General features: G+C 61.3%; 13 protein-coding genes, 3 tRNA genes and 1 pseudogene. 8 read left to right on the plus strand and 9 right to left on the minus strand.

Features of this window, described 5'->3' with window-relative positions:
• Positions 1–263: pseudogene (locus tag I2D57_RS04905) on the minus strand (IS110 family transposase); the annotation flags it as partial.
• Positions 264–417: 154 nt separating this feature from the next.
• On the minus strand, positions 418–1,836 hold the full coding sequence (locus I2D57_RS04910) for an alpha/beta fold hydrolase (protein ID WP_195361681.1): 1,419 nt from the start codon (positions 1,834–1,836) through the stop codon (positions 418–420).
• Between the two features lie 112 nt (positions 1,837–1,948).
• Here I2D57_RS04910 and I2D57_RS04915 point away from each other — a divergent pair, with 112 nt between their 5' ends.
• Positions 1,949–3,235, plus strand: coding sequence for a glutamate-5-semialdehyde dehydrogenase (locus tag I2D57_RS04915; protein ID WP_195361682.1), 1,287 nt, complete (start codon positions 1,949–1,951; stop codon positions 3,233–3,235).
• A gap of 70 nt (positions 3,236–3,305) precedes the next feature.
• On the opposite strand, the gene I2D57_RS04920 is transcribed toward I2D57_RS04915, so the two are convergent.
• Together I2D57_RS04920 and I2D57_RS04925 are read right to left on the minus strand one after the other, a co-directional pair.
• Positions 3,306–3,905 carry an HD domain-containing protein gene (locus I2D57_RS04920; RefSeq protein WP_089572031.1) on the minus strand — a complete coding sequence of 200 codons (600 nt, stop codon included), beginning with the start codon at positions 3,903–3,905 and terminating at the stop codon, positions 3,306–3,308.
• Positions 3,906–4,012: 107 nt separating this feature from the next.
• Complete coding sequence (locus I2D57_RS04925) at positions 4,013–4,498, minus strand: CarD family transcriptional regulator (protein ID WP_195361683.1); 486 nt, start codon at positions 4,496–4,498, stop codon at positions 4,013–4,015.
• Between the two features lie 342 nt (positions 4,499–4,840).
• Between I2D57_RS04925 and argS the strand changes: the two genes are divergently transcribed.
• The 4 genes from argS to I2D57_RS04945 all read left to right on the plus strand — a co-directional run bounded on the left by argS (position 4,841) and on the right by I2D57_RS04945 (position 11,950).
• Positions 4,841–6,694, plus strand: coding sequence for an arginine--tRNA ligase (gene argS / locus I2D57_RS04930; RefSeq protein ID WP_195361684.1), 1,854 nt, complete (start codon positions 4,841–4,843; stop codon positions 6,692–6,694).
• A 529-nt stretch (positions 6,695–7,223) separates the two neighbouring features.
• Positions 7,224–9,779 carry a transcription termination factor Rho gene (rho, locus tag I2D57_RS04935; protein WP_324249203.1) on the plus strand — a complete coding sequence of 852 codons (2,556 nt, stop codon included), beginning with the start codon at positions 7,224–7,226 and terminating at the stop codon, positions 9,777–9,779.
• Between the two features lie 313 nt (positions 9,780–10,092).
• Positions 10,093–11,493, plus strand: coding sequence for a hypothetical protein (locus tag I2D57_RS04940; protein ID WP_195361685.1), 1,401 nt, complete (start codon positions 10,093–10,095; stop codon positions 11,491–11,493).
• A gap of 7 nt (positions 11,494–11,500) precedes the next feature.
• Positions 11,501–11,950 (plus strand): VanZ family protein, encoded by a 450-nt coding sequence (locus I2D57_RS04945; RefSeq protein ID WP_195361686.1) that lies wholly within the window; start codon positions 11,501–11,503, stop codon positions 11,948–11,950.
• 114 nt (positions 11,951–12,064) lie between these two features.
• On the opposite strand, the gene I2D57_RS04950 is transcribed toward I2D57_RS04945, so the two are convergent.
• Both I2D57_RS04950 and I2D57_RS04955 read right to left on the minus strand, forming a co-directional pair.
• Positions 12,065–12,955 carry an ROK family protein gene (locus I2D57_RS04950; protein WP_195361687.1) on the minus strand — a complete coding sequence of 297 codons (891 nt, stop codon included), beginning with the start codon at positions 12,953–12,955 and terminating at the stop codon, positions 12,065–12,067.
• A 141-nt stretch (positions 12,956–13,096) separates the two neighbouring features.
• Entirely contained in the window at positions 13,097–14,278 is a 1,182-nt protein-coding gene (locus tag I2D57_RS04955; protein ID WP_195361688.1) for a pyridoxal phosphate-dependent aminotransferase, read from the minus strand.
• 166 nt (positions 14,279–14,444) lie between these two features.
• Here I2D57_RS04955 and I2D57_RS04960 point away from each other — a divergent pair.
• From I2D57_RS04960 to I2D57_RS04970, 3 genes are all read left to right on the plus strand, one after another.
• Positions 14,445–14,521, plus strand: a tRNA-His gene (locus I2D57_RS04960).
• Between the two features lie 22 nt (positions 14,522–14,543).
• A tRNA-Lys gene (locus I2D57_RS04965) sits at positions 14,544–14,619 on the plus strand.
• Positions 14,620–14,662: 43 nt separating this feature from the next.
• A tRNA-Lys gene (locus tag I2D57_RS04970) sits at positions 14,663–14,735 on the plus strand.
• Positions 14,736–15,130: 395 nt separating this feature from the next.
• Here I2D57_RS04970 and I2D57_RS04975 read toward each other — a convergent pair.
• The 3 genes from I2D57_RS04975 to I2D57_RS04985 form a co-directional block, all read right to left on the minus strand.
• Positions 15,131–16,657, minus strand: a complete 1,527-nt coding sequence (locus I2D57_RS04975; protein ID WP_195361689.1) for an FAD-dependent oxidoreductase — start codon at positions 16,655–16,657, stop codon at positions 15,131–15,133.
• 256 nt (positions 16,658–16,913) lie between these two features.
• A complete protein-coding gene (locus tag I2D57_RS04980; protein ID WP_195361690.1) occupies positions 16,914–17,918 on the minus strand; it encodes a GGGtGRT protein in 1,005 nt (334 codons plus the stop codon).
• Between the two features lie 18 nt (positions 17,919–17,936).
• A complete protein-coding gene (locus I2D57_RS04985; RefSeq protein WP_006235554.1) occupies positions 17,937–18,671 on the minus strand; it encodes an iron-sulfur cluster assembly scaffold protein in 735 nt (244 codons plus the stop codon).
• Positions 18,672–19,026: the final 355 nt, after the last annotated feature.

Consider the following 19,026-nt stretch of genomic DNA (forward strand, 5'->3'; position numbering starts at 1 on the left):
CTGGGCTTGATCATCTTCGAGACGGCGCCGACCACGCAGTCGACCCCCAGGCCGGAGAGCCTCTTCTGCAGGTCGAAGCCCGTGACCCCGGACTCGTACACGCACCTGGCCCTGGGGTCCACGGAACGGACCCACTCCGCGACGGCGCCGGCGTCGTAGCCGAAGGTCGCGCAGCGCACCTCCCCGGTCATGACGTCGAGGGAGACGGCCTTTATCGAGCGGGCGTGGACGTCGAGGCCGACGAAGGTGGTAGTATCGAGCATGGGAGCCCCTTCCATGAATGCGGCGTGGCCGCCGCGGCTGAATTAGACACTCACCATTGTCGGCCTAATCCGCGGTCTTTCATGCAGCAGGGGCTCTCAATGTTTTTATGTCCTGCTCATATCGTCTGTGCCGGCGGGTGGGGACACTCCTTCGCTAGAAGATTCGGCGCAGGTCTCCGCGGTTGAGGGCTTCGTCGAAGAGGTGCTTGAATACCACGCTGCCGTGCAGGCCGTCGTGCTCGAACTCGTTGGTCACCCAGGCATGCGAGTTGCCCACGCGGCTGAGCGTATCAAGCTGCAGGCCCGAATCCACGTACATGTCGTCGAAATACACCGCGGCCTGCAGGGGCACCTCGTTGCACGCCAGTCGTTGCGGGTCGTAGATCTTGTCCCAGCTGGTGTCTTCCATTAGTAGGTCCATGGCGGGCTTGAAGGGCTTGAGCTCGGGCATCTGCTCGAACATCCACGGGAACATGGCCTCGCCGGTAAACATGAGCGGGCGCGCGAGCGTGTCGAACTCGGCGCGGTGCGCCTTCTCTTCTGCCGCGGCCCAGCGGATGGGCATGGTGTCGCCGTCGGCGTAGATGAACTCCTGCAGCGTCCAGTACAGCGGATTCGTGCGTGTGCTGGTGCGCTCGAAGGCGTGCATCAAAAAGCTGTCGGATACCGAGGAACCGCAGCTCAACGTACCGTCGCCATCAACAAACGCGTGGTCGATAATCCAGTGCATGCGCTCAAAGCTCGGCTTCATGCCAAAGTCGCTGCCCATGAGCTGCAGGCGCTCGACCGTCATCGGCGAGCCGTCGGGCAGTGCGGGCTTTTGCTCCTCGAGGGCATCTGCCAGGGCCGCCACGCGTTCGACGTCGGCGGGGTAGCGGTCATAATACTGCTGGGTCTTGGCCGCCATGCGCGGGAAGGTGTGCGCGTAGACCTCGCTGGCGCTCGCCGGCACGTGCGGAATGCCGCCGCAGGTAAAGCTTGCCGTTACGCCCTCGGGGAAAAGCGATAGATAGCTCAACGTCAAAAAGCCGCCGTAGCTCTGCCCGAGTGTGACCCAGGGCTTGCCGCCAAAGCCCACCAGGCGCAGGTACTCAAAGTCGCGCACGATGGAACTGGCGAGGTGGCGCTTGAGAAAGTCCGCCTGCGAGCGTGCGGCATCGGCTCCTGCTGCCTCGGCGCGATCGCCCAGAGCCGCGATCGTACGCCCGTCTACGCAGCTGCTGCGCCCGGTACCTCGCTGGTCGGGCAGCACGACGCGGAAATGCTTGACGGCCTCCTCGATCCAGCCATCGCTTGTGGGCGACAGCGGACGCGGGCTCTCGCCGCCGGGGCCGCCCTGCAAAAAGAGGAGGAGCGGCAAGTCGTCGTTAATGCGGTCGGGCGCGCAAACCACGCGGTAGAAGAGCTTGATGCTTTCGGGTGCACCGGCGATGGGCGCCGGCATTGCGCCGCGGCGCATGGTACTGCCGACGGCCAAAAGCATGGGCTCCAGGCCGCGCCAGTCGAGGGGGACGTCGATGCTGTGGTCCTCGACGTAGAGGCCGGGGACGTGGTACGAAGTGATGAGCGCCATGTGATGCTTCCATTCGTTGCGGTGTTTCGGGTTGACCAATTCTACCGCCGCGGGCGAGGCCATGCACAAATCGGCTACCATGGTTGCAAACTTCTAGGAGAAAGGGCCGCCCATGTCGGTCGATATAGCCACGTATGTCCACGATCTTGCCGTTGCCGCCAAGGCAGCGTCGGCCTCGCTTGCCACGGCGAGCGATGAGCAGCGCCAGGAGGCCGTGCGCGCCATGGCCGCAGCACTGCGCAACGGTGTCGACTCCATCGTCGCCGCCAACGAGCTCGACATGTCCGCCGCGCGCGATGCGGGCACTTCGGCCGGACTGCTCGATCGCCTGCTGCTGACGCCTGAGCGCGTCGAGGGCATGGCCGCCGGCCTGGAAAAGCTCGCCGAGCTGCCCGATCCCGTGGGCCGCGTGCTCGACCACCGCGTGCTTGCAAGCGGCGTGGACCTGACCCGTGTGAGTGTTCCGCTGGGCCTGGTCGCTATGGTCTACGAGGCGCGCCCCAACGTGACGGCCGACGCCGCGGGCATCTGCATCCGTACCGGCAACGCCTGCATTCTGCGCGGCGGCTCGCTGGCCTATCACTCGTGTGCCATGATCGCCGAGCTGCTGGCCGATGCGCTCGAGGCCAAGGGCTTCCCGCGCGAGGCCGTGTCGATGATCGAGTCCACCGACCGCGAGGCCACTGGCGAGCTCATGAAGCTCCGCGGTATTGTCGACGTACTCATTCCGCGCGGCGGTGCAGGCCTGATCCAGCGCTGCGTGCGTGAGTCGCTTGTGCCGGTGATCGAGACGGGCACGGGCAACTGCCACATCTACGTGCATGAATCCGCCGACTTTGATAAGGCGCTCAACATTATCGTTAATGCCAAGACCCAGCGCGTAGGCGTGTGCAATGCCGCCGAGTCGCTGCTGGTCGACCGTGCTGTGGCCGATGCGTTTTTGCCCGCAGTCGTGGCCGTGCTGCATGACCACGGCGCGCTCATTCACGGCGACGAGGCAACCTGCGCCGCATGCGCCGATGCCGGGCTTGCCGAGGGTGATGACTACGTCGCCGCGACTGAGGAGGACTGGGGTCGCGAGTACCTGGCGCTCGAGATGAGCGTGAAGGTCGTGGCAAGCGAGGACGAGGCCATCGCACACATCAACCGCTACGGCACGATGCACTCCGAGGCCATCATTGCCGAGGACACGGATGCTTGCGAGCGCTTCCTGGATGCGGTCGATGCCTCGGCCGTGTACGCCAACGCCAGCACGCGCTTCACCGACGGCGGCGAGTTTGGCCTGGGCGCCGAGATCGGCATCTCGACCCAAAAGCTCCACGCCCGCGGCCCCTTCGCCGCCGAGGCCCTCACCACTTACAAATACAAGCTCCGAGGCACCGGCCAGGTCCGCCCCTAACGCCCGCGCAAACAAAAACCACCACAAAGGTGCCTGTCCCCTTTGTGGTGGTTTTAGGTGGCGTGGGCGATTAAGCCTGGAAGGTATCGCGGTCGGGGGCGAAGGACTGCATGGCCGCGATGGTACGGTCGAAGAGCTCGGGGAGCTCCCAACCCAACATCTCGGCGCCCTGCGAAATCACGTCGCGCGAGCAGCCGGCGGCAAAGCGCTTGTCCTTGAACTTCTTCTTGAGCGACTTGGTCGTAAAGTCCATAACGCTCTTGCTCGGGCGCATGATGACGGCAGCGCCGATCAGGCCGGTGAGCTCATCGCAGGCAAACAGGATCTTTTCCATCTGCAGCTCGGGTTTGGGCAGCGAGGTGTTGAAGTCGGACGTGTGCGTCTGGATGGCGCGAATGAGCTCGGGAGACGCACCTTCGCCCTCAAGAATCTCGGCAGCATAGATGGTGTGGTTCATGGGGTCGTCCTCATGCTCCTCCCAATCCAGGTCGTGCAGCAGACCGACGATGCCCCAAAACTCCTCGTTCTCGGGGTCGAACTCGCGCGCAAAGTAGCGCATAGTGCCCTCGACCGTCTCGCCATGGGTGATGTGGAACGGGTCCTTGTTGTGCTCGTTGAGCAGTTCGAACGCGCGGTCGCGGGTGATTCCGGCGGTAAGCGGCTCTGCCATAGGAGACTCCTTGTGCTCGTGGGGATCGATAAGAATGAATACTACTAGAACAAGAAAACCACCACAAAGGTGCCTGTCTCCTTTGTGGCGGTTTTGGCGCGGTTGGGTTAGTTGAGGGCGGCTTGGGCTAGGCGGGCTTCGGCGGCCTCCTCGGTGACGCCAAGGGCCACGGCGAACTCCTCGATGGAGCGGCGTTTGGCCTCCTTGAGTACGCGCATGTAGTAGGAGCTGGGTTTTTTATCAGCTTCCTCGGCCTGGCGAATGCGGTGCATCATGGTTTTTGCCACGCGGACCGTCTCGGGCGCGCCCAGCTTGAGCTGCTGCTTAAAGTGTGTCTCCTCAAGCGAGATGTTGCGCTCGGTAAAGGTGTCGCACTCAAGCTCGTCATAGTGGCTCAGCAGGTGCTCGGCATCTTGCTGCGAGATGGCGGCGTGCAAACGGTCGGCCTGCGCCACGGGGTACATGAGGATCGTCTGCGCATGTCCCTGCTTGGTCTCGAGCAGTAGCATGGGCTGCGGTGTGTCGTCCCTAAAACCGACGACGGTGCAGACTCCCTGACCCGGATGAATGACGTGTTGACCGATTGAGAACATGCTACCTCCAACTTATACGAATTTACGTATGTCTAGAATAACACGCTGACGTGCGCAAACCCTTACTTTATGCAGGAAAAGCACACAACACCGATAGGTAAGAGTATTCGATAACAGGCGCAGCTCATTCACACCTTTATGCATTTTCAACGCCTGCATAATCTGCAGGCAGACTGGCATCTTTGAGTGACTCCATACAAGCTGTAGTCAATTTTGTGCATATGCAATATCGATTGGCTTTACCCTGCGACAGTGCCCGTCGCTTGTGATAGAGTGCTACAAACTCTGGCTTTTGCCCTACGAGTGACCAAGAGCTCGGGGGCTTTAACACAAGGAGGATCTATGCCCGAGAAGATTGAAGAGCTGGTACGCGCTGCGCTTGCTGCGGCCCAGGAGGCCGGCGACCTTTCCGCATTTGAACTTGACGATTGCGCTATCGAGCGACCGGCTGACACTTCTCATGGCGAGTGGACCTCTACCATGGCCCTGAAGTCCGCCAAGCTGGCCCATTGCGCCCCGCGCAAGATCGCCGAGGCCATCGTTGCCCATATGCCCGAGGACCCCGCGATCGAGAAGGTCGAGATCGCAGGCCCCGGCTTCATCAACTTCTACCTCTCCGTTGCCGTCAAGAATGCCATCTTTGGCGAGGCTCGCGAGAAGGGCATGGACTTCGCTAAGTCCAACGTCGGTGGTGGCCTGAAGACCCAGGTCGAGTTCGTTTCCGCCAACCCCGTCGGCCCCATGCACATCGGTCACGGCCGCTGGGCCGCGCTGGGCGATTCGCTCTGCCGCGTTATGGACCATGCCGGTTACGACATCCAGCGTGAGTTCTACATCAACGACCACGGCTCTCAGATGAACACCTTCGGCAACTCCATCAGCACGCGCTATATGCAGCTTGCCGACATCATCACCAAGCAGGGCGTGGATATCGACGAGGCTCACAAGCTGCTGATCGCAGACCGCGACGCCTTCGTTGCCGACGAGAACGACGAGCATCCCGAGACCCATCCGTACCAGGACAACTTTGCCGAGACCCTGGGCAAGGACTCCTATGGCGGCGACTACATTATCGACGAGGCCGCCGAGTTCTGGCGCACCGACGGCGATAAGTGGGTCGAGGCCGATCCTCAGGAGCGCATGGAGAGCTTCCGCGAGCGCGGCTATGTGAAGATGGTCGACAACATGCGCGACCTCTGCCACGCCGTCAATTGCGACTTCGATCGTTGGTACTCCGAGCGTTCGCTGTACGTGAAGGACACCGAGGGCGAGACCGCCGGCACCTCTGCCGTCGACCGCGCTTTTGAGAAGCTCGACAAGATGGGCTACCTCTACACCAAGGACGGCGCCCTGTGGTTCCGCTCCACCGACCTGGGCGATGACAAGGACCGCGTCCTGATCAAGTCCGACGGCGAGTACACCTACTTCGCCTCCGACGTTGCCTATCACTGGGATAAGTTCCAGCGCGTCGACCACGTCATCGACATCTGGGGTGCCGACCACCACGGCTACATCGAGCGCGTCCGCTGCGTCTGCGACGCTCTTGGCTATCCCGGCAAGTTTGAGGTTCTGCTGGGCCAGCTCGTCAACCTGCTGCGCAACGGCAAGCCCGTCCGTATGTCCAAGCGCAAGGGCACCATGGTGACCCTGCAGGAGCTCGTCGACGAGGTTGGCTCCGACGCCGCTCGTTACACGCTCATCTCCAAGAGCTCCAACCAGATGGTCGACTTCGATATCGAGGCCGTCAAGAAGCGCGACAACTCCAACCCGGTCTATTACGTGCAGTACGCTCACGCCCGCGTGTGCTCCATCCTGCGTCGTGCCGCTGACGTTACGCCCGAGCAGGCTGACGAGATGGGCATGAAGGCCGTTGCCGCCAAGGCCATCGGTGAGAACGTCGATTACTCGCTGCTGACCGACCCGACCGAGCTCGCCCTTTCGCGTAAGCTCAACGAGCTCACCGACCTCATCGCCAGCTGCGCTCGCGACCGCGCTCCGTTCCGTCTGACGCACTTTGCCGAGGAGCTCGCCGGCGACTTCCACAGCTTCTATGCTGCCTGCCAGGTGCTGCCGAGCGAGGGCCGTCCCGTCGACCCCGAGCTTTCGCGTGCCCGTCTGGCCGCTTGCGACGCCGTCCGCGTGACGCTCGCCCTGGTTCTCACCCTCGTTGGCGTTTCCGCTCCCGAGCAGATGTAATCTGCGAGTCATTTGACCGTACAGACTTGGTTTAACTAAGCCTTGAAAGCCCGATCTCCCACGGAGGTCGGGCTTTTTTGCAAACGCCGACGTATTGACGAATTTGGAACTGCTGGAAATACGAAACTATGTCGATTTACTACGATGAATTGAGGTATTCCAACCACGCCGGCTTTTCGCTAAAAAGTGCAAGGCATCTACCTGCGGTTTTAGTTCAACAAGTTTCGGAGTGGTCGCGGTTGAGCGATTCATCGTAGTAAACCGCCATAGTTTTGGCGGAGGCAGTCAGATTTGTGGGTGTTAAACCAAAGAGTGTCCCTTTTGACTAGTCGTTTAAGAACGTCCCCAATGACTAAGTTGCAGGTGGCGGCGGTTGTGTTACACTAACGCTGCGTATATGACGCAAATATCTCGATACAGATCAATGATGTCCGTCGGTATTTGACGGAGCTAGACTGTTTAGCCGCCCTGAAGGTTTATGCAGGGAGCATGTGATCACAGGGCTTGAAAAGAAAGTTGAGCAAACACTGTGTCTGATCAACAGCAAGAAAACGAAATAACGACGACGCAGGCCGCTCCCGCTGCACCGGTTGCGTCGGACCAGGTTGCGGCGCCCGCGCAAGTCTCGGCTCCTGAGACGCCTAAGGCTGCTTCGACGCCTACGCCTGTAGCGGCTGAGAAGGCCGTGCCTGCAACTGGTGAGGAGGCTGCTCCGGCAAAGCCCAAGCGCATGCGCCGCACGGCCAAGCCTGCCGCTGACGGCGAGGAGGTCACCAAGCCCAAGCGCCGTACCACGCGCACGACGCGCGCCAAGCGCACCGTTGCAGCTGACTCCTCGGCGTCGATTTCCGATGAGGTCGCGCAGGCACGTGCGTTGGCGCAGATTAGCGAGGCTCAGGTGGTGCGCGCCCGCCGTCGTGCTGCCGAGCGCGAGGCCGCGGCTCTGACCGAGCTTGCAGCTCCGTCTGTGCCCGAGACCCCTGCCGCCGACCAGCCGACCGAGAAGCCGGCAACGCGCACACGCCGTCGCACGGCTGTTAAGGCCGAGCAGGTTGCTGAACAGGTAACCCCCGAGCTCACTGAGGCTTCGGTCCGTTCCACGGCAGGGGAGGGCGCATCGCCTGCTGAGCACGCTGCGTCTGTCGAGGCCAGCGAAGTTCCCGTTGTCGATCCGGCTTTGCGCCCGCACCGTCGCGGTCGCAAGCCCAAGGCCTTCGTCGAGGCAGAGAAGGCTGCAGCCGCAGCCGCAGCTGCTCGGGATGCTGCGGCGACCGCCGAGTCTGCAACTGCTGCCGATGCACCCGTTCAGGATGCTACGACTTCCGAGGCCGCTCCCGTCGATGCCGAGCCCGCCGACGTCCGTCCTGGTCGCAGCCATCGTACTGCTGCTAAGCGCACGTCCAAGGCCAAGGCTGCCAAGAAGGGTGCGTCCGAGGATTCCGCCGAGACGACCGCCGATGCATCGACTGATGCCGCCGAGCCCCAAGACGTCGAACAGTCTGCGTCCGAGAAGCCCAAGCGCGGTCGTAAGAAGTCCGCTAAGGCCAAGGCGTCCGAGCAGCAGGCTGATGCCGAAGCGCAGATTGATTCCGGCGCCGAGGCCAATGACGCCGCTGCGGCCAATGTTGACGCCGCCGCAACCGAGGGTGCCGCGCCCGCCGAGGGCGAAGACGGCGCTCGCCCCAACCGTCGCCAGCACAAGCGTAACGACGAGCGCAACGAGCGCAAGGACGAGCGCAACAACGACCGCCGCAACCGCCAGCGCGATCGCAAACAGCGCAACAAGGAGCGCAACGCCGCCCCCACCGAGCCCACGCTTTCGCGTGAGGAGCTCGCTGCCATGAAGGTCGCCGAACTGCGCGAGAAGGCCAAGGAGTTCGAGATCGAGACGACCGGCAAGAAGAAAGCCGAGCTCGTCGAGGAGATCTACGTCACCGCCGCGAAGGCAGAGGGCTTCCGCGACATCAAGGGCATTCTGCAGATTCGCCCGGACAGCTCCGGCATCATCCACGCCCATGGCTACATGAAGTCCAACGACGACGCCTTCGTGCCCGCCTACCTCATCCGCTCAGCGCGCCTGCGCACGGGCGACGTCATCGAGGGCTCGCTGCGTCCTTCGCGCGGCGGCGACAAGCGCGCCGGCCTCGCCAAAATCACGACCGTCAACGGTCTGGACCCCGAGCAGATTCGCAACCGTCCCAAGTTCGGCGACCTCACCCCGGTCTATCCCAACGAGCCGCTGCGCATGGAGCACGGCAAGGACTCCATTACCGGTCGCGCCATCGACATCGTGTCGCCGATCGGCAAGGGTCAGCGTGGCCTGATCGTGTCCCCGCCCAAGGCCGGCAAGACCACGATCCTCAAGAAGATCTGCCAGTCTATCTCGATTAACAACCCCGAGGTGCACCTCATCTGCCTGCTCGTCGACGAGCGCCCCGAAGAGGTCACCGATATGCAGCGTTCCATCAAGGGCGAGGTTGTGGCGTCGACCTTCGATATGCCCGCCGACAACCACACTCGCGTGGCAGAGCTCGTCATCGAGCGCGCCAAGCGCATCGTGGAGCTGGGCGGCGATGTTGTGGTGGTGCTCGACTCCATCACGCGTCTTGCCCGCGCCTACAACTTGGCGGCGCCCGCCTCAGGCCGCATCCTTTCGGGCGGCGTCGATTCGGCGGCACTGTATCCTCCCAAGCGCTTCCTGGGCGCAGCCCGTAATATCGAGAACGGTGGCTCGCTCACCATCCTGGCCTCTGCCCTCATCGACACTGGTTCCAAGATGGACGAGGTCATCTTTGAGGAGTTCAAGGGCACCGGCAACATGGAGCTTAAGCTCGACCGCGACCTGGCCGACCGCCGTATCTTCCCGGCTATCGACCCCGTTGCCTCCGGTACGCGTAATGAGGACCTGTTGGTCGACGAGCAGATGCGTCCGTTTGTCTTTGGTCTGCGTCGCATTCTTGCCGGCATGAACAACACCGAGCGCGCAGCCGCATCGTTTATCAAGGGTCTTAAGGGCACCAACACCAACCAAGAGTTCCTGGTGCGTTCGGCCAAAAAGCACAGCGACTACGAGCAGACGTTCTAGGTTGTCATCCACGCGCAGCGATAGTCATCAATGCGATAAAGGGTCGGGGCTTTGAGCCTCGGCCCTTTTCCATATCGCCGCTCCGCGCTTATTTTTAACCATAAGACCGACGAGCAGCAGGTTTCCCGTTTCAATCCGACATCGTCGCTTGCAATCGACGGGGCGGTTTCGCATAATAGCTTTTAAGCTTCGCGACGGATAACGCAGATGAAACGAACCATATACCGTTGCTTTGGGGCATAGCCCCGCTTCATCTTCTCTCGCGCAGCCAACTGAATGATGCGATTTGGGTGCTGGAAGATGGGGAGAGCTCATGGCTTCTTCTGATGCAACACAACGAGCAGTCCTTGCCGGACTTTCGTGCGGGATCGGCCTTGCCGCTCCCGTGGTTATGTATGCCGCGACGCTACCGTTTTCGTCGGTGAATGAGACGGTCGTGGCGGGTGCGGTTCCCTTCGCCGTGGGCGCGGTGGCGGGCGTGGGTATCTATGCCGCCTCGCTGGGTATCTCCGAGTACCATGCGCAGCGTGAAGAGCGTCTGTTCCAGCCCGATGCCATGGGCGGTGCCGCCAATCTCAATCAGCATCAAAGCGAGTTCAAGACCGCCTCGATTCCAGCTCAGCAGCAGGATGCGACTCCTTATGCTACCGCTTCTGCTTCTCAGGCTCAGTCGGAGCAGTCTACCTCGGCATTCCTTTCCGGCCTGACTGGTGCGTTCCAGCGCCGTCATACCGATGATGGTGTCCCTACCATCGCTCGAGCCGCAGATGCTATGGACGAGGACGAGGCTTGGTCCATGATCGACAGTATGCTCGACGACGATTCGCCGGTGAGCTGCGACCCTGCACACTCGCGCGACGTCTATCAAGTCGCCATCGACGAGCTCACCAACGGCGGGCAGACCGGCTCCTTCAATCGCGACGACATCGCCGCCGCGGCACGCGCCGTATCTGGCTCCCAGGCCGCCCCTGCGGGCAGCACGGCGGCTTTCGTGGCACTCGTCGCCAACGCGGCAGCCAATAACGCCTACAGTGCTACCTCGGCGGACGCGAACGCTTCTGCCGACAATTCGTACGTTGATGAAGCCATGGCCGCGGACGAGGAGGCCGTTGCCGCCCGCCGTGCCGCCGAAAGCTCACTGTGGGGCGCTCCTGCCCAGCAGCAGGCGGCCGAGGCTGCGCCGTACAATGCAAACCTCGCCAGCATGCCTATCATCTCCGGTGCCGCGGACATCGATCTCGATGACCTCGATGAGCCTGCAGCCATCACCGCATCGATTGATGCCCAAGATCGCATCGACACCGGCGACCTTCCGGACGCCTCGCTCGAGGTCGATGTCCCCATGGCCGATTATTCGGGCCACGAGGACATGTGGGCCGCCGCCACCGCGATTCTGGATGAGATTGACGAGCCCGCTCCTGTTGCAGTCCCCACTCCCGTCGCTGCCCCTCAGCCTGCTGCTCCCGCCTATGTCGGCCGTCACAGCGCTGTGTTCCCCGAGGATACCGCCCGTATCTCGCGCGAGAGCATCGAGCGGGCCGAGGCTATTGCCGCCGGCATTATGGAAAATCGTCGTCACGAGCGCGTCAATCAGATCCTCGAGGAAGAGATCGAGCGCCTGCAGTCCTCTACCGCCAAGCGTACGGGCCGTGCCTATCTGAGCGTTATCGAGGGCGGTACCGCCAGCTTCGCGCCGCTCCGCGCGGAGGCATAACTTCTGCATGGTTAAGATCAATCGAAAATGGGCGGTCGTGACCTGCCTGATGGCGCTCTTGATCTGGGGCAATTCGCTGGTTCCCGGCTCGGGGTCGGGCTCGCTGAGCCTAACGGTCATGGAAGCTATCCGCGGTTTCCTGCACGGCGTGGGACTTCCATATGAATGGGTGACCAACTTTGTTGTTCGCAAGTGCGCGCATTTTACCGAGTATATGGTGCTCGGCATCCTGGCAACGCACGCTTTTGATTTTGAGGGCCGGCACACCTTTGACGTGCTGCTGCCCACGGCGGTGTTCCTGCTGCTGATTCCCTCGATCGACGAGACGATTCAGCTCTTTGTGCCGGGACGCGCCGGCATGATCACCGATGTGATGATCGACTGCTGTGGAGCGGCAATGGGCGTTGTGCTCCGATATCTCTTACAGTCGCTGATGTACGCCAAAAAGGCCGCCTAGGACGTATTGTTTGGTCCTAGGCGGCCTTTTTTATTTGAGGGCTTATATGGGGCATGGTGGCGTCGTTCCGTAGGTTGGATTTGCCGAGCGCGCCACGCCCTGTGGGTGCGTCTGCTACTGAAGCGCCTGTGCGCCCAGGGCCAGGCAGCCCATGATGCCCTGCTTGCCCTCGAGGCTGTTGTTGACAATGTAGGTGTCGATATCGTTGACCTCGGGCGTGACGATGTAGCTGTTGAGCATCTCGGCGCACTTTTTGCGGGCGAGCGGCACGATAGGGGTGTGATCGGCAACGCCACCGCCGATGATTATCTTTTGCGGCGCGTAGCACAGCGTGTAGGTCATGAGCGCCTGTGCCAGATAGCCTGCGAGCAGGTCCATGGCCTCCGGATCATCGGCCATGTCTCCGGCGCTCTTGCCATCCCAGCGCTTTTTAACGCCGGGGCCGGCGATGAGGCCCTCGAGGCAGTTGTCGTGGAAGGGGCAGGCGCTATGCTCGCCGATGGTGTCGCGCGGGTCGCGCGTGACCAGGATGTGGCCGGCCTCGGGATGCATCATGCCGTGCACGAGCTTACCGCCCGAGAGCACGCCGGCGCCCACGCCGGTGCCGATGGTCAGGTAGACCACATCGGTAAGGCCCTTGGCGCAACCAAACGTGACCTCGCCTAGGCAGGCGACGTTGACGTCGGTATCGTAGCCGCAGGGGATATTGAGCTCGTTTTGGATAGTGCCCAGCAGGTCAAAGTAGCGCCATGCCGTTTTGGGCGTCTCCAGGATCTTGCCGTATTGGGGCGAGGCAGGGTTGACTGCGGTGGGGCCAAAGGCGCCGATGCCCAGCGCGGCGATGCCCTTGTCGGCAAACCACGCGTTGACGGCCTCGACGGTCTCCTGCGGGGTCGTGGTCGCGATCTGCTCACGCTCCAGGACCGTACCGTCCGCATAGCCCGTGGCGCAGACCATCTTGGTGCCGCCGGCCTCGAGCGCTCCGATAAGCTGCTGCTCTGCCATAGTATTCCTTTCTCTGGGACGAGTTGCTCCGTGACTAAAGTATAGAGCTCTAAACCATTTAAGAAAGCGCTATAGAAAGAAGCCTCGCAACGCGGCGGGCGGTGCGGGGCTTCTTTGGTTACTTTAGTTGCCGGGCCGTCCTTACCCGCGCGGCTTGATTTTATCACGTAGCGACTTGAGGTTCTCCAGCGCCGCGTTAAGCGTCTCGTCTCGCTTGGCAAAGTGGAAACGAATCAGGTGGTTGACGGGCTCGCGGAAGAAGCTCGAGCCGGGCACGGCGCCCACACCCACCTTAGACGCGAGGTCCTCGCAGAATTCGAGGTCGCTGTCATAGCCAAACTCAGAGATGTCCATCATGACGTAGTAGGCGCCCTGCGGCACGTTATGCTCAAGACCGATGCTGTCGAGTCCCTGGCAGAACAGGTCGCGCTTGGCGGTGTAGAGGTCGAGGACCTCATCGTAATAGCTGTCGTCGAATTTGAGGGCGGTAACGACGGCTTCCTGCAGGGGAGCGGCGGCGCCCACGGTGAGAAAGTCGTGGACCTTTTTGATGCGCTCGGTGATTTCGGCAGGGGCGATAGTGTAGCCCAGACGCCAGCCGGTGATGGAGTAGGTCTTGGACAGCGAGCTGCAGCTGATGGTGCGCTCAAACATGCCGGGCAGCGTGGCCATATAGACGTGCTCGTGGGGCGCGTAGACGATGTGCTCGTAGACCTCGTCGGTGATGCAGTAGGTGTCGTACTTTTTGCAGAGGTCGGCGATAAAGGTGAGCTCATCGCGTGTAAAGACCTTGCCGCAGGGGTTGGAAGGGTTGCACAGGACGATGGCCTTGGGGTCGTTGTCGCGGAAGGCCGCCTCGAGTGTCTCGCGGTCAAAGTCGAATGTGGGCGGGTTGAGCGGCACGTAGATGGGCTCGGCACCCGAAAGGATCGTGTCGGCGCCGTAGTTCTCGTAGAACGGCGAGAAGATGACGACCTTGTCGCCGGGGTTGGTGACCGTCATCATGGCGGCCATCATGGCCTCGGTAGAGCCGCAGGTGACTACGATATTCTCGTTGGGGTTCACCGGCATGCCCATAAAGTGCTCCTGTTTGGCGGCGAGCGCCTCGCGCATGGCCTGGGAGCCCCAGGTGATGGAGTACTGGTGATAGAGCGGCTTGGGATCGGCGGCGATGGTGCTCAGGCTGTTGAGCAGCTGCGCCGGGGGATCGAAGTCAGGGAAGCCCTGCGAGAGATTGACAGCGCCATACTTATTGGAGATGCGTGTCATGCGGCGGATGACCGAATCGGTAAACGTTGCCGTGCGGTTGGATAGTTCTTTCATGCCGGTCCTTTCGAGCATTTGCAGTGGGGCAAGTTTACTCCTATGGAACCGGTAGGATTTGCCCGAAATGGATCTAAAAAACTCTTTTCAAAATTCTTGAAAATTGGGGCTTGCATCGCATGGCGTTCCTTGCAATAATAGTCGAGCGCGAAGCGCACAGGACACGGTGGGTGTAGCTCAGTTGGCTAGAGCGACGGGTTGTGGTCCCGTAGGTCGAGGGTTCGAGTCCCTTTACCCACCCCAGTTCTTGCTTCGTGTTGATATCGGGTCGTTAGCTCAGTTGGTAGAGCAGGGGACTCTTAATCCCAAGGTCCAGGGTTCGAACCCCTGACGGCCCACCACACGATATCTCCTCTAAAGTCCGCCACAACGGACTTTAGCTTTGGGTCGTTAGCTCAGTTGGTAGAGCAGGGGACTCTTAATCCCAAGGTCCAGGGTTCGACCCCCTGACGGCCCACCCAAAGCATGTTAAAGCGATTGGCTTAGGCTGGTCGCTTTTTTGTTAACCTCACATGGGGTCGAACCCGTCGGGGCGCGGAGCTGAGGAAATGCGTAAGCATTTGCCAGCGCAGCGCGCAAGGCGCGAAGCGCCGCAGCGACCGCCTGCGCAGCAGGCTGACCCCCTGACGGCCCACCCAAAGATTGTTAAAACGACTGGCTCATGCTGGTCGCTTTTTTGTTGACCACGCATGGGGTCGAACCCGAAAGGGCGCGGAGCTGAGTAATCTGCGCCGTGATTCCCTTAGGGAAACACGGCTAAAGCCCCGTAGGCGTGTTCTCCTTAGGGGAATCATGCTTACGGGGCTCGATGCATGTTGAGAAGTTGTGATCAAACTCAAAGCTAGAATCGATTTAGTCTGCTCGATAGTGCGAACCTAAGCTTTCAGTTCGCTTGCGCATGGCTTTGACCATTTCCTGTGCTAGTCGAATCTGCGACTGTAGGCGGGCGAGGGCTGCGATCTCGCTGTCATCGGCATGCGGCTTGTTCAGCGCCATGGCCTTGTCTTGCAGGCTTTCAAGCTGTTGCAGAGCCTCGGATAGGCCCGTCTCGGTGCGGTTGATCATGCAATAGGTGCTCATCGTGTGCTTAAGGCTGTGTGTCAGGCGTTCGGCATCTGTTGTGGCAATGCCATGCTGGGGGAGGTCGATATCCGTCTTCGGGGCCATCTCAGGTGCATTCTGCGCTGCAAGGGCTGCCGATGCTCCTGCGATGCGTCCGAACACGATGCCGTTGGCGCTTGACAAGCCACCAATGCGGTCGGCGCCGTGCATGCCGCCTGTCGCCTCGCCGCAAGCGTAGAGGCCCTCAACGCCCGTGTACGCGGTCTTATCGATCTTGATGCCGCCGTTAGCGGCGTGGGCATACATCGCAACGCGCATCTCGTCAGTCGGGGCGATGCCGTGCTCGTCTTGCAGCCAGGTGGCAAAAGTCTGCACAAATTCTGGGACATCCTCACTGGGGAAGTCGTAGTGGAGTGCCAGGCCTTCGGCACCTGCCTTATCGATGACGAGATCGATAGCGCGGGAGGCCAAACGTGACGTGAAGGGACCATATCCAGAGCGCTGCTCGAGCAGTTCGTCCAGCTTGTCGTCGGCAATATCTGCCGGCTGGTCTACATGTACGTAGCGCCAGGTTTTCTCGTTGAAGACCAAGTTACGCCTGGGCTCGATGAAGCCGGGCATCATCTGCATGAACTCTATATTAGTAAGTGTTGCGCTGTGCGCCAGCGCGATGGCCTGCGAGGAGCTGAGCACATCAGCCGACGTAAGGCTGCGCTCGAACAGGCCGCCTGTGCCACCGGCTGCGATGATCGTGGCCTTGGCAGCAAAGGGCACGATTCGATTTTCGGTGAGGTCGTAGAGCACGGTTCCGGTTATTCTGCCGTTCGTGTCCTCAACAAGGTCGATAAGCTCATGGCGGGGGAGCAGACGAATGCCGAGCGACTCGATCCGGGCCGTCAGAGCGTCATCAAGGGGCTTGCGGGTGAGGCCGCGCCACATGCGCGTTTTGTGGTCAAAGCAGGGGATAAACTGCTTTTGCTGAGCGCTCTCAGCGCTTTGCGGACGCTGGAGCTCAACGCCCAGGTCTTGCTCGAGCCATTCAATTGCCTGGGGAATGCCGTGGACAAACGTCTGGACAAGCTCGGGGTCGGCGACACCGCCGCCGACGGTCTGGATGGTGTCGATGAGGTCTTGTTCGTCGTCTTCGTTAACGGGTCCGATAAGCCCCAGGCCCCAGGTTCCGGGGAAGAAGCTCGATCCACTCATAATCTTGCCGGCGCTTGCCACAGCGACGGTTGCGCCCGTGCGTGCCGCTTCGATGGCGGCGCAAAGGCCCGCAATGCCAGATCCAATTACCAGTACATCAGTCGATTCCATCGGATTCCTTTCTCGTCCGGCGCATTGTCGCATGGGTGATCGGCAATGGGGCCGCAAAGACTCGGCAAATCGGTAAAGGGCAAATATGGCAGGTGGGCGTCATAGGCGTTCTGACGCTCCGTCTCATCACATCTCGTATTTCGCCACAACTGATATATCGGCATTAGCTGCCCTGTGACAGCGCAAACAAAAAGAGCCGCCACCTCGAAAGGTAGCGGCTCCTAAGCTCAACTATATGAGCATCGCGCGGGCGCGATTAGGCCTTGAGGGCCTCCTCGACGGCGACAGCGCAGGCGACGGTGGCACCTACCATGGGGTTGTTGCCCATGCCGATGAGACCCATCATGTCGACGTGCGCAGGCACGGAAGAAGAACCAGCGAACTGGGCGTCGGAGTGCATACGGCCCATGGTGTCGGTCATGCCGTAAGAGGCAGGGCCGGCGCCCATGTTGTCCGGGTGCAGGGTACGGCCAGTGCCGCCACCAGAAGCGACGGAGAAGTACTTCTTGCCAGCCTCGAGGCGCTCCTTCTTGTAGGTGCCAGCGACGGGGTGCTGGAAGCGCGTGGGGTTGGTGGAGTTACCGGTGATCGAGATGTCGACGTTCTCGTGCCACATGATGGCAACGCCCTCGCGGACGTCGTCGGCGCCGTAGCAGTTGACGGCAGCGCGGGGACCATCGGAGTAGGGGATGGTCTCGACGACCTTGAGCTCGCCCGTGTAGTAGTCGAACTGGGTCTTCACATAGGTGAAGCCGTTGATGCGGGCGATGATCTGGGCGGCGTCCTTGCCCAGACCGTTAAGGATAACGCGCAGCGGCTTCTTGCGAGCCTTGTTGGCGTTCAGAGCCAGGCCGATAGCGCCCTCGGCGGCAGCGAAGGACTCGTGGCCGGCCAGGAAGGCGAAGCACTCGGTGTCGTCGGAGAGCAGCATAGCGCCCAGGTTGCCGTGGCCCAGACCGACCTTGCGGTCCTCGGCGACGGAGCCGGGAACGGTGAAGGCCTGGATGCCCTCGCCGATGATGGCGGCAGCCTCAGAAGCGGTCTTGGCGCCACGCTTGACAGCGAGAGCGCAACCGAGGGTGTAGGCCCACTCGGCGTTCTGGAAGGCGATGGACTGGGTGTTGTTGACGATCTCACGCGGGTTGAAGCCCTTGTCGGTGCAGATCTGCAGAGCTTCCTCGAGGGAGGCGATGCCGTTGTCGGCGAGGCACTTGTTGATCTTGTCAGCGCGGCGCTCGTAACCTTCGAACGTAACAGTCATAGTTATTTCCCTCCCTTTCTACTCGTGAACCGGGAACACGCTGGCGACGGAGTGAGTCTCCTCGTCGGTGCGCGGGTCGATGTACTTGGCAGCGTTCTCCCACTGACCATAGTGGCCCATAGCGCCAGCGATGGCCTCCTCGGGGGTCTTGCCGGCCTTGACGGCGTCGGTGAACTTGCCGAGGTTCAGGAACTCGAATGCGATGATCTCGTTCTTGTCGTTGAGAGCCATGCGGGTGACGTAGCCCTGAGCGAGCTCGAGGTAACGAGCGCCCTTGGCCTTGGTGCCGAACATGGTGCCGACCTGAGAGCGAAGGCCCTTGCCGAGGTCGTCGAGGGAGGCGCCCACGGGCAGGCCGCCCTCGGAGAACGCGGTCTGGCTGCGGCCGTAAACGATCTGCAGGAAGATCTCGCGCATAGCAACGTTGATGGCGTCGCAGACGAGGTCGGTGTTGAGGGCCTCGAGGATGGTCTTACCGGGGAGGATCTCGGAAGCCATGGCGGCAGAGTGGGTCATACCCGAGCAGCCGATGGTCTCAACGAGGGCCTCCTCGATGATGCCGTCCTTGACGTTCAGCGTGAGCTTGCAGGCGCCCTGCTGAGGTGCGCACCAACCCACACCGTGCGTAAGACCGGAGATGTCGGAAATCTCCTTAGCCTGGACCCACTTGCCCTCCTCGGGGATGGGTGCGGGGCCGTGGTATGCACCCTTGGCAACGGGGCACATGTTCTCCACTTCCTGTGAGTACTGCATGCCTCTCCTCTCTATCGTGTTGGCGTCCCGTCTGGGGGTCGTGGCTGGCGATTGCCGGGCGACCCTTCGAAAGGGACATGACATGCAGCCCCTATAATACCGCGAAATGCACGGAATATTCGGCGAACGGCTCAGTTTTCGTAGCGAGAAGTCCGGAAGTTTAAATTGAAACGGTTTAACTCTATATTCTGTGGTCGTGGGCTACCATAGAGGGGGTCCGTCTTGGGCAAGCTTTTGGTCAGCTCTTGTAAGCGTTGCAGGGGTTGACCTGTTGCAACGGTGCCGTTCGCCGCCCGTTTACTGCCTTTGGCCGCGCGAGTGTATTGTTTTGCGTGAATGTTTTGATGGCACGCTT

The organism is Collinsella aerofaciens (assembly GCF_015553355.1).
Lineage (GTDB): Bacteria > Actinomycetota > Coriobacteriia > Coriobacteriales > Coriobacteriaceae > Collinsella > Collinsella aerofaciens_V.

Bases quoted from the DNA above. Each gene is read 5' to 3' on its own strand.
- I2D57_RS04945 (WP_195361686.1), top strand. From the start codon at position 11,501: ATGGTTAAGATCAATCGAAAATGGGCGGTCGTGACCTGCCTGATGGCG.
- argS (WP_195361684.1), top strand. From the start codon at position 4,841: ATGCCCGAGAAGATTGAAGAGCTGGTACGCGCTGCGCTTGCTGCGGCC.
- I2D57_RS04980 (WP_195361690.1), bottom strand. From the start codon at position 17,918: ATGACTGTTACGTTCGAAGGTTACGAGCGCCGCGCTGACAAGATCAAC.
- I2D57_RS04955 (WP_195361688.1), bottom strand. From the start codon at position 14,278: ATGAAAGAACTATCCAACCGCACGGCAACGTTTACCGATTCGGTCATC.
- I2D57_RS04910 (WP_195361681.1), bottom strand. From the start codon at position 1,836: ATGGCGCTCATCACTTCGTACCACGTCCCCGGCCTCTACGTCGAGGAC.
- I2D57_RS04915 (WP_195361682.1), top strand. From the start codon at position 1,949: ATGTCGGTCGATATAGCCACGTATGTCCACGATCTTGCCGTTGCCGCC.
- I2D57_RS04940 (WP_195361685.1), top strand. From the start codon at position 10,093: ATGGCTTCTTCTGATGCAACACAACGAGCAGTCCTTGCCGGACTTTCG.
- I2D57_RS04925 (WP_195361683.1), bottom strand. From the start codon at position 4,498: ATGTTCTCAATCGGTCAACACGTCATTCATCCGGGTCAGGGAGTCTGC.
- I2D57_RS04975 (WP_195361689.1), bottom strand. From the start codon at position 16,657: ATGGAATCGACTGATGTACTGGTAATTGGATCTGGCATTGCGGGCCTT.
- I2D57_RS04920 (WP_089572031.1), bottom strand. From the start codon at position 3,905: ATGGCAGAGCCGCTTACCGCCGGAATCACCCGCGACCGCGCGTTCGAA.
- I2D57_RS04950 (WP_195361687.1), bottom strand. From the start codon at position 12,955: ATGGCAGAGCAGCAGCTTATCGGAGCGCTCGAGGCCGGCGGCACCAAG.
- I2D57_RS04985 (WP_006235554.1), bottom strand. From the start codon at position 18,671: ATGCAGTACTCACAGGAAGTGGAGAACATGTGCCCCGTTGCCAAGGGT.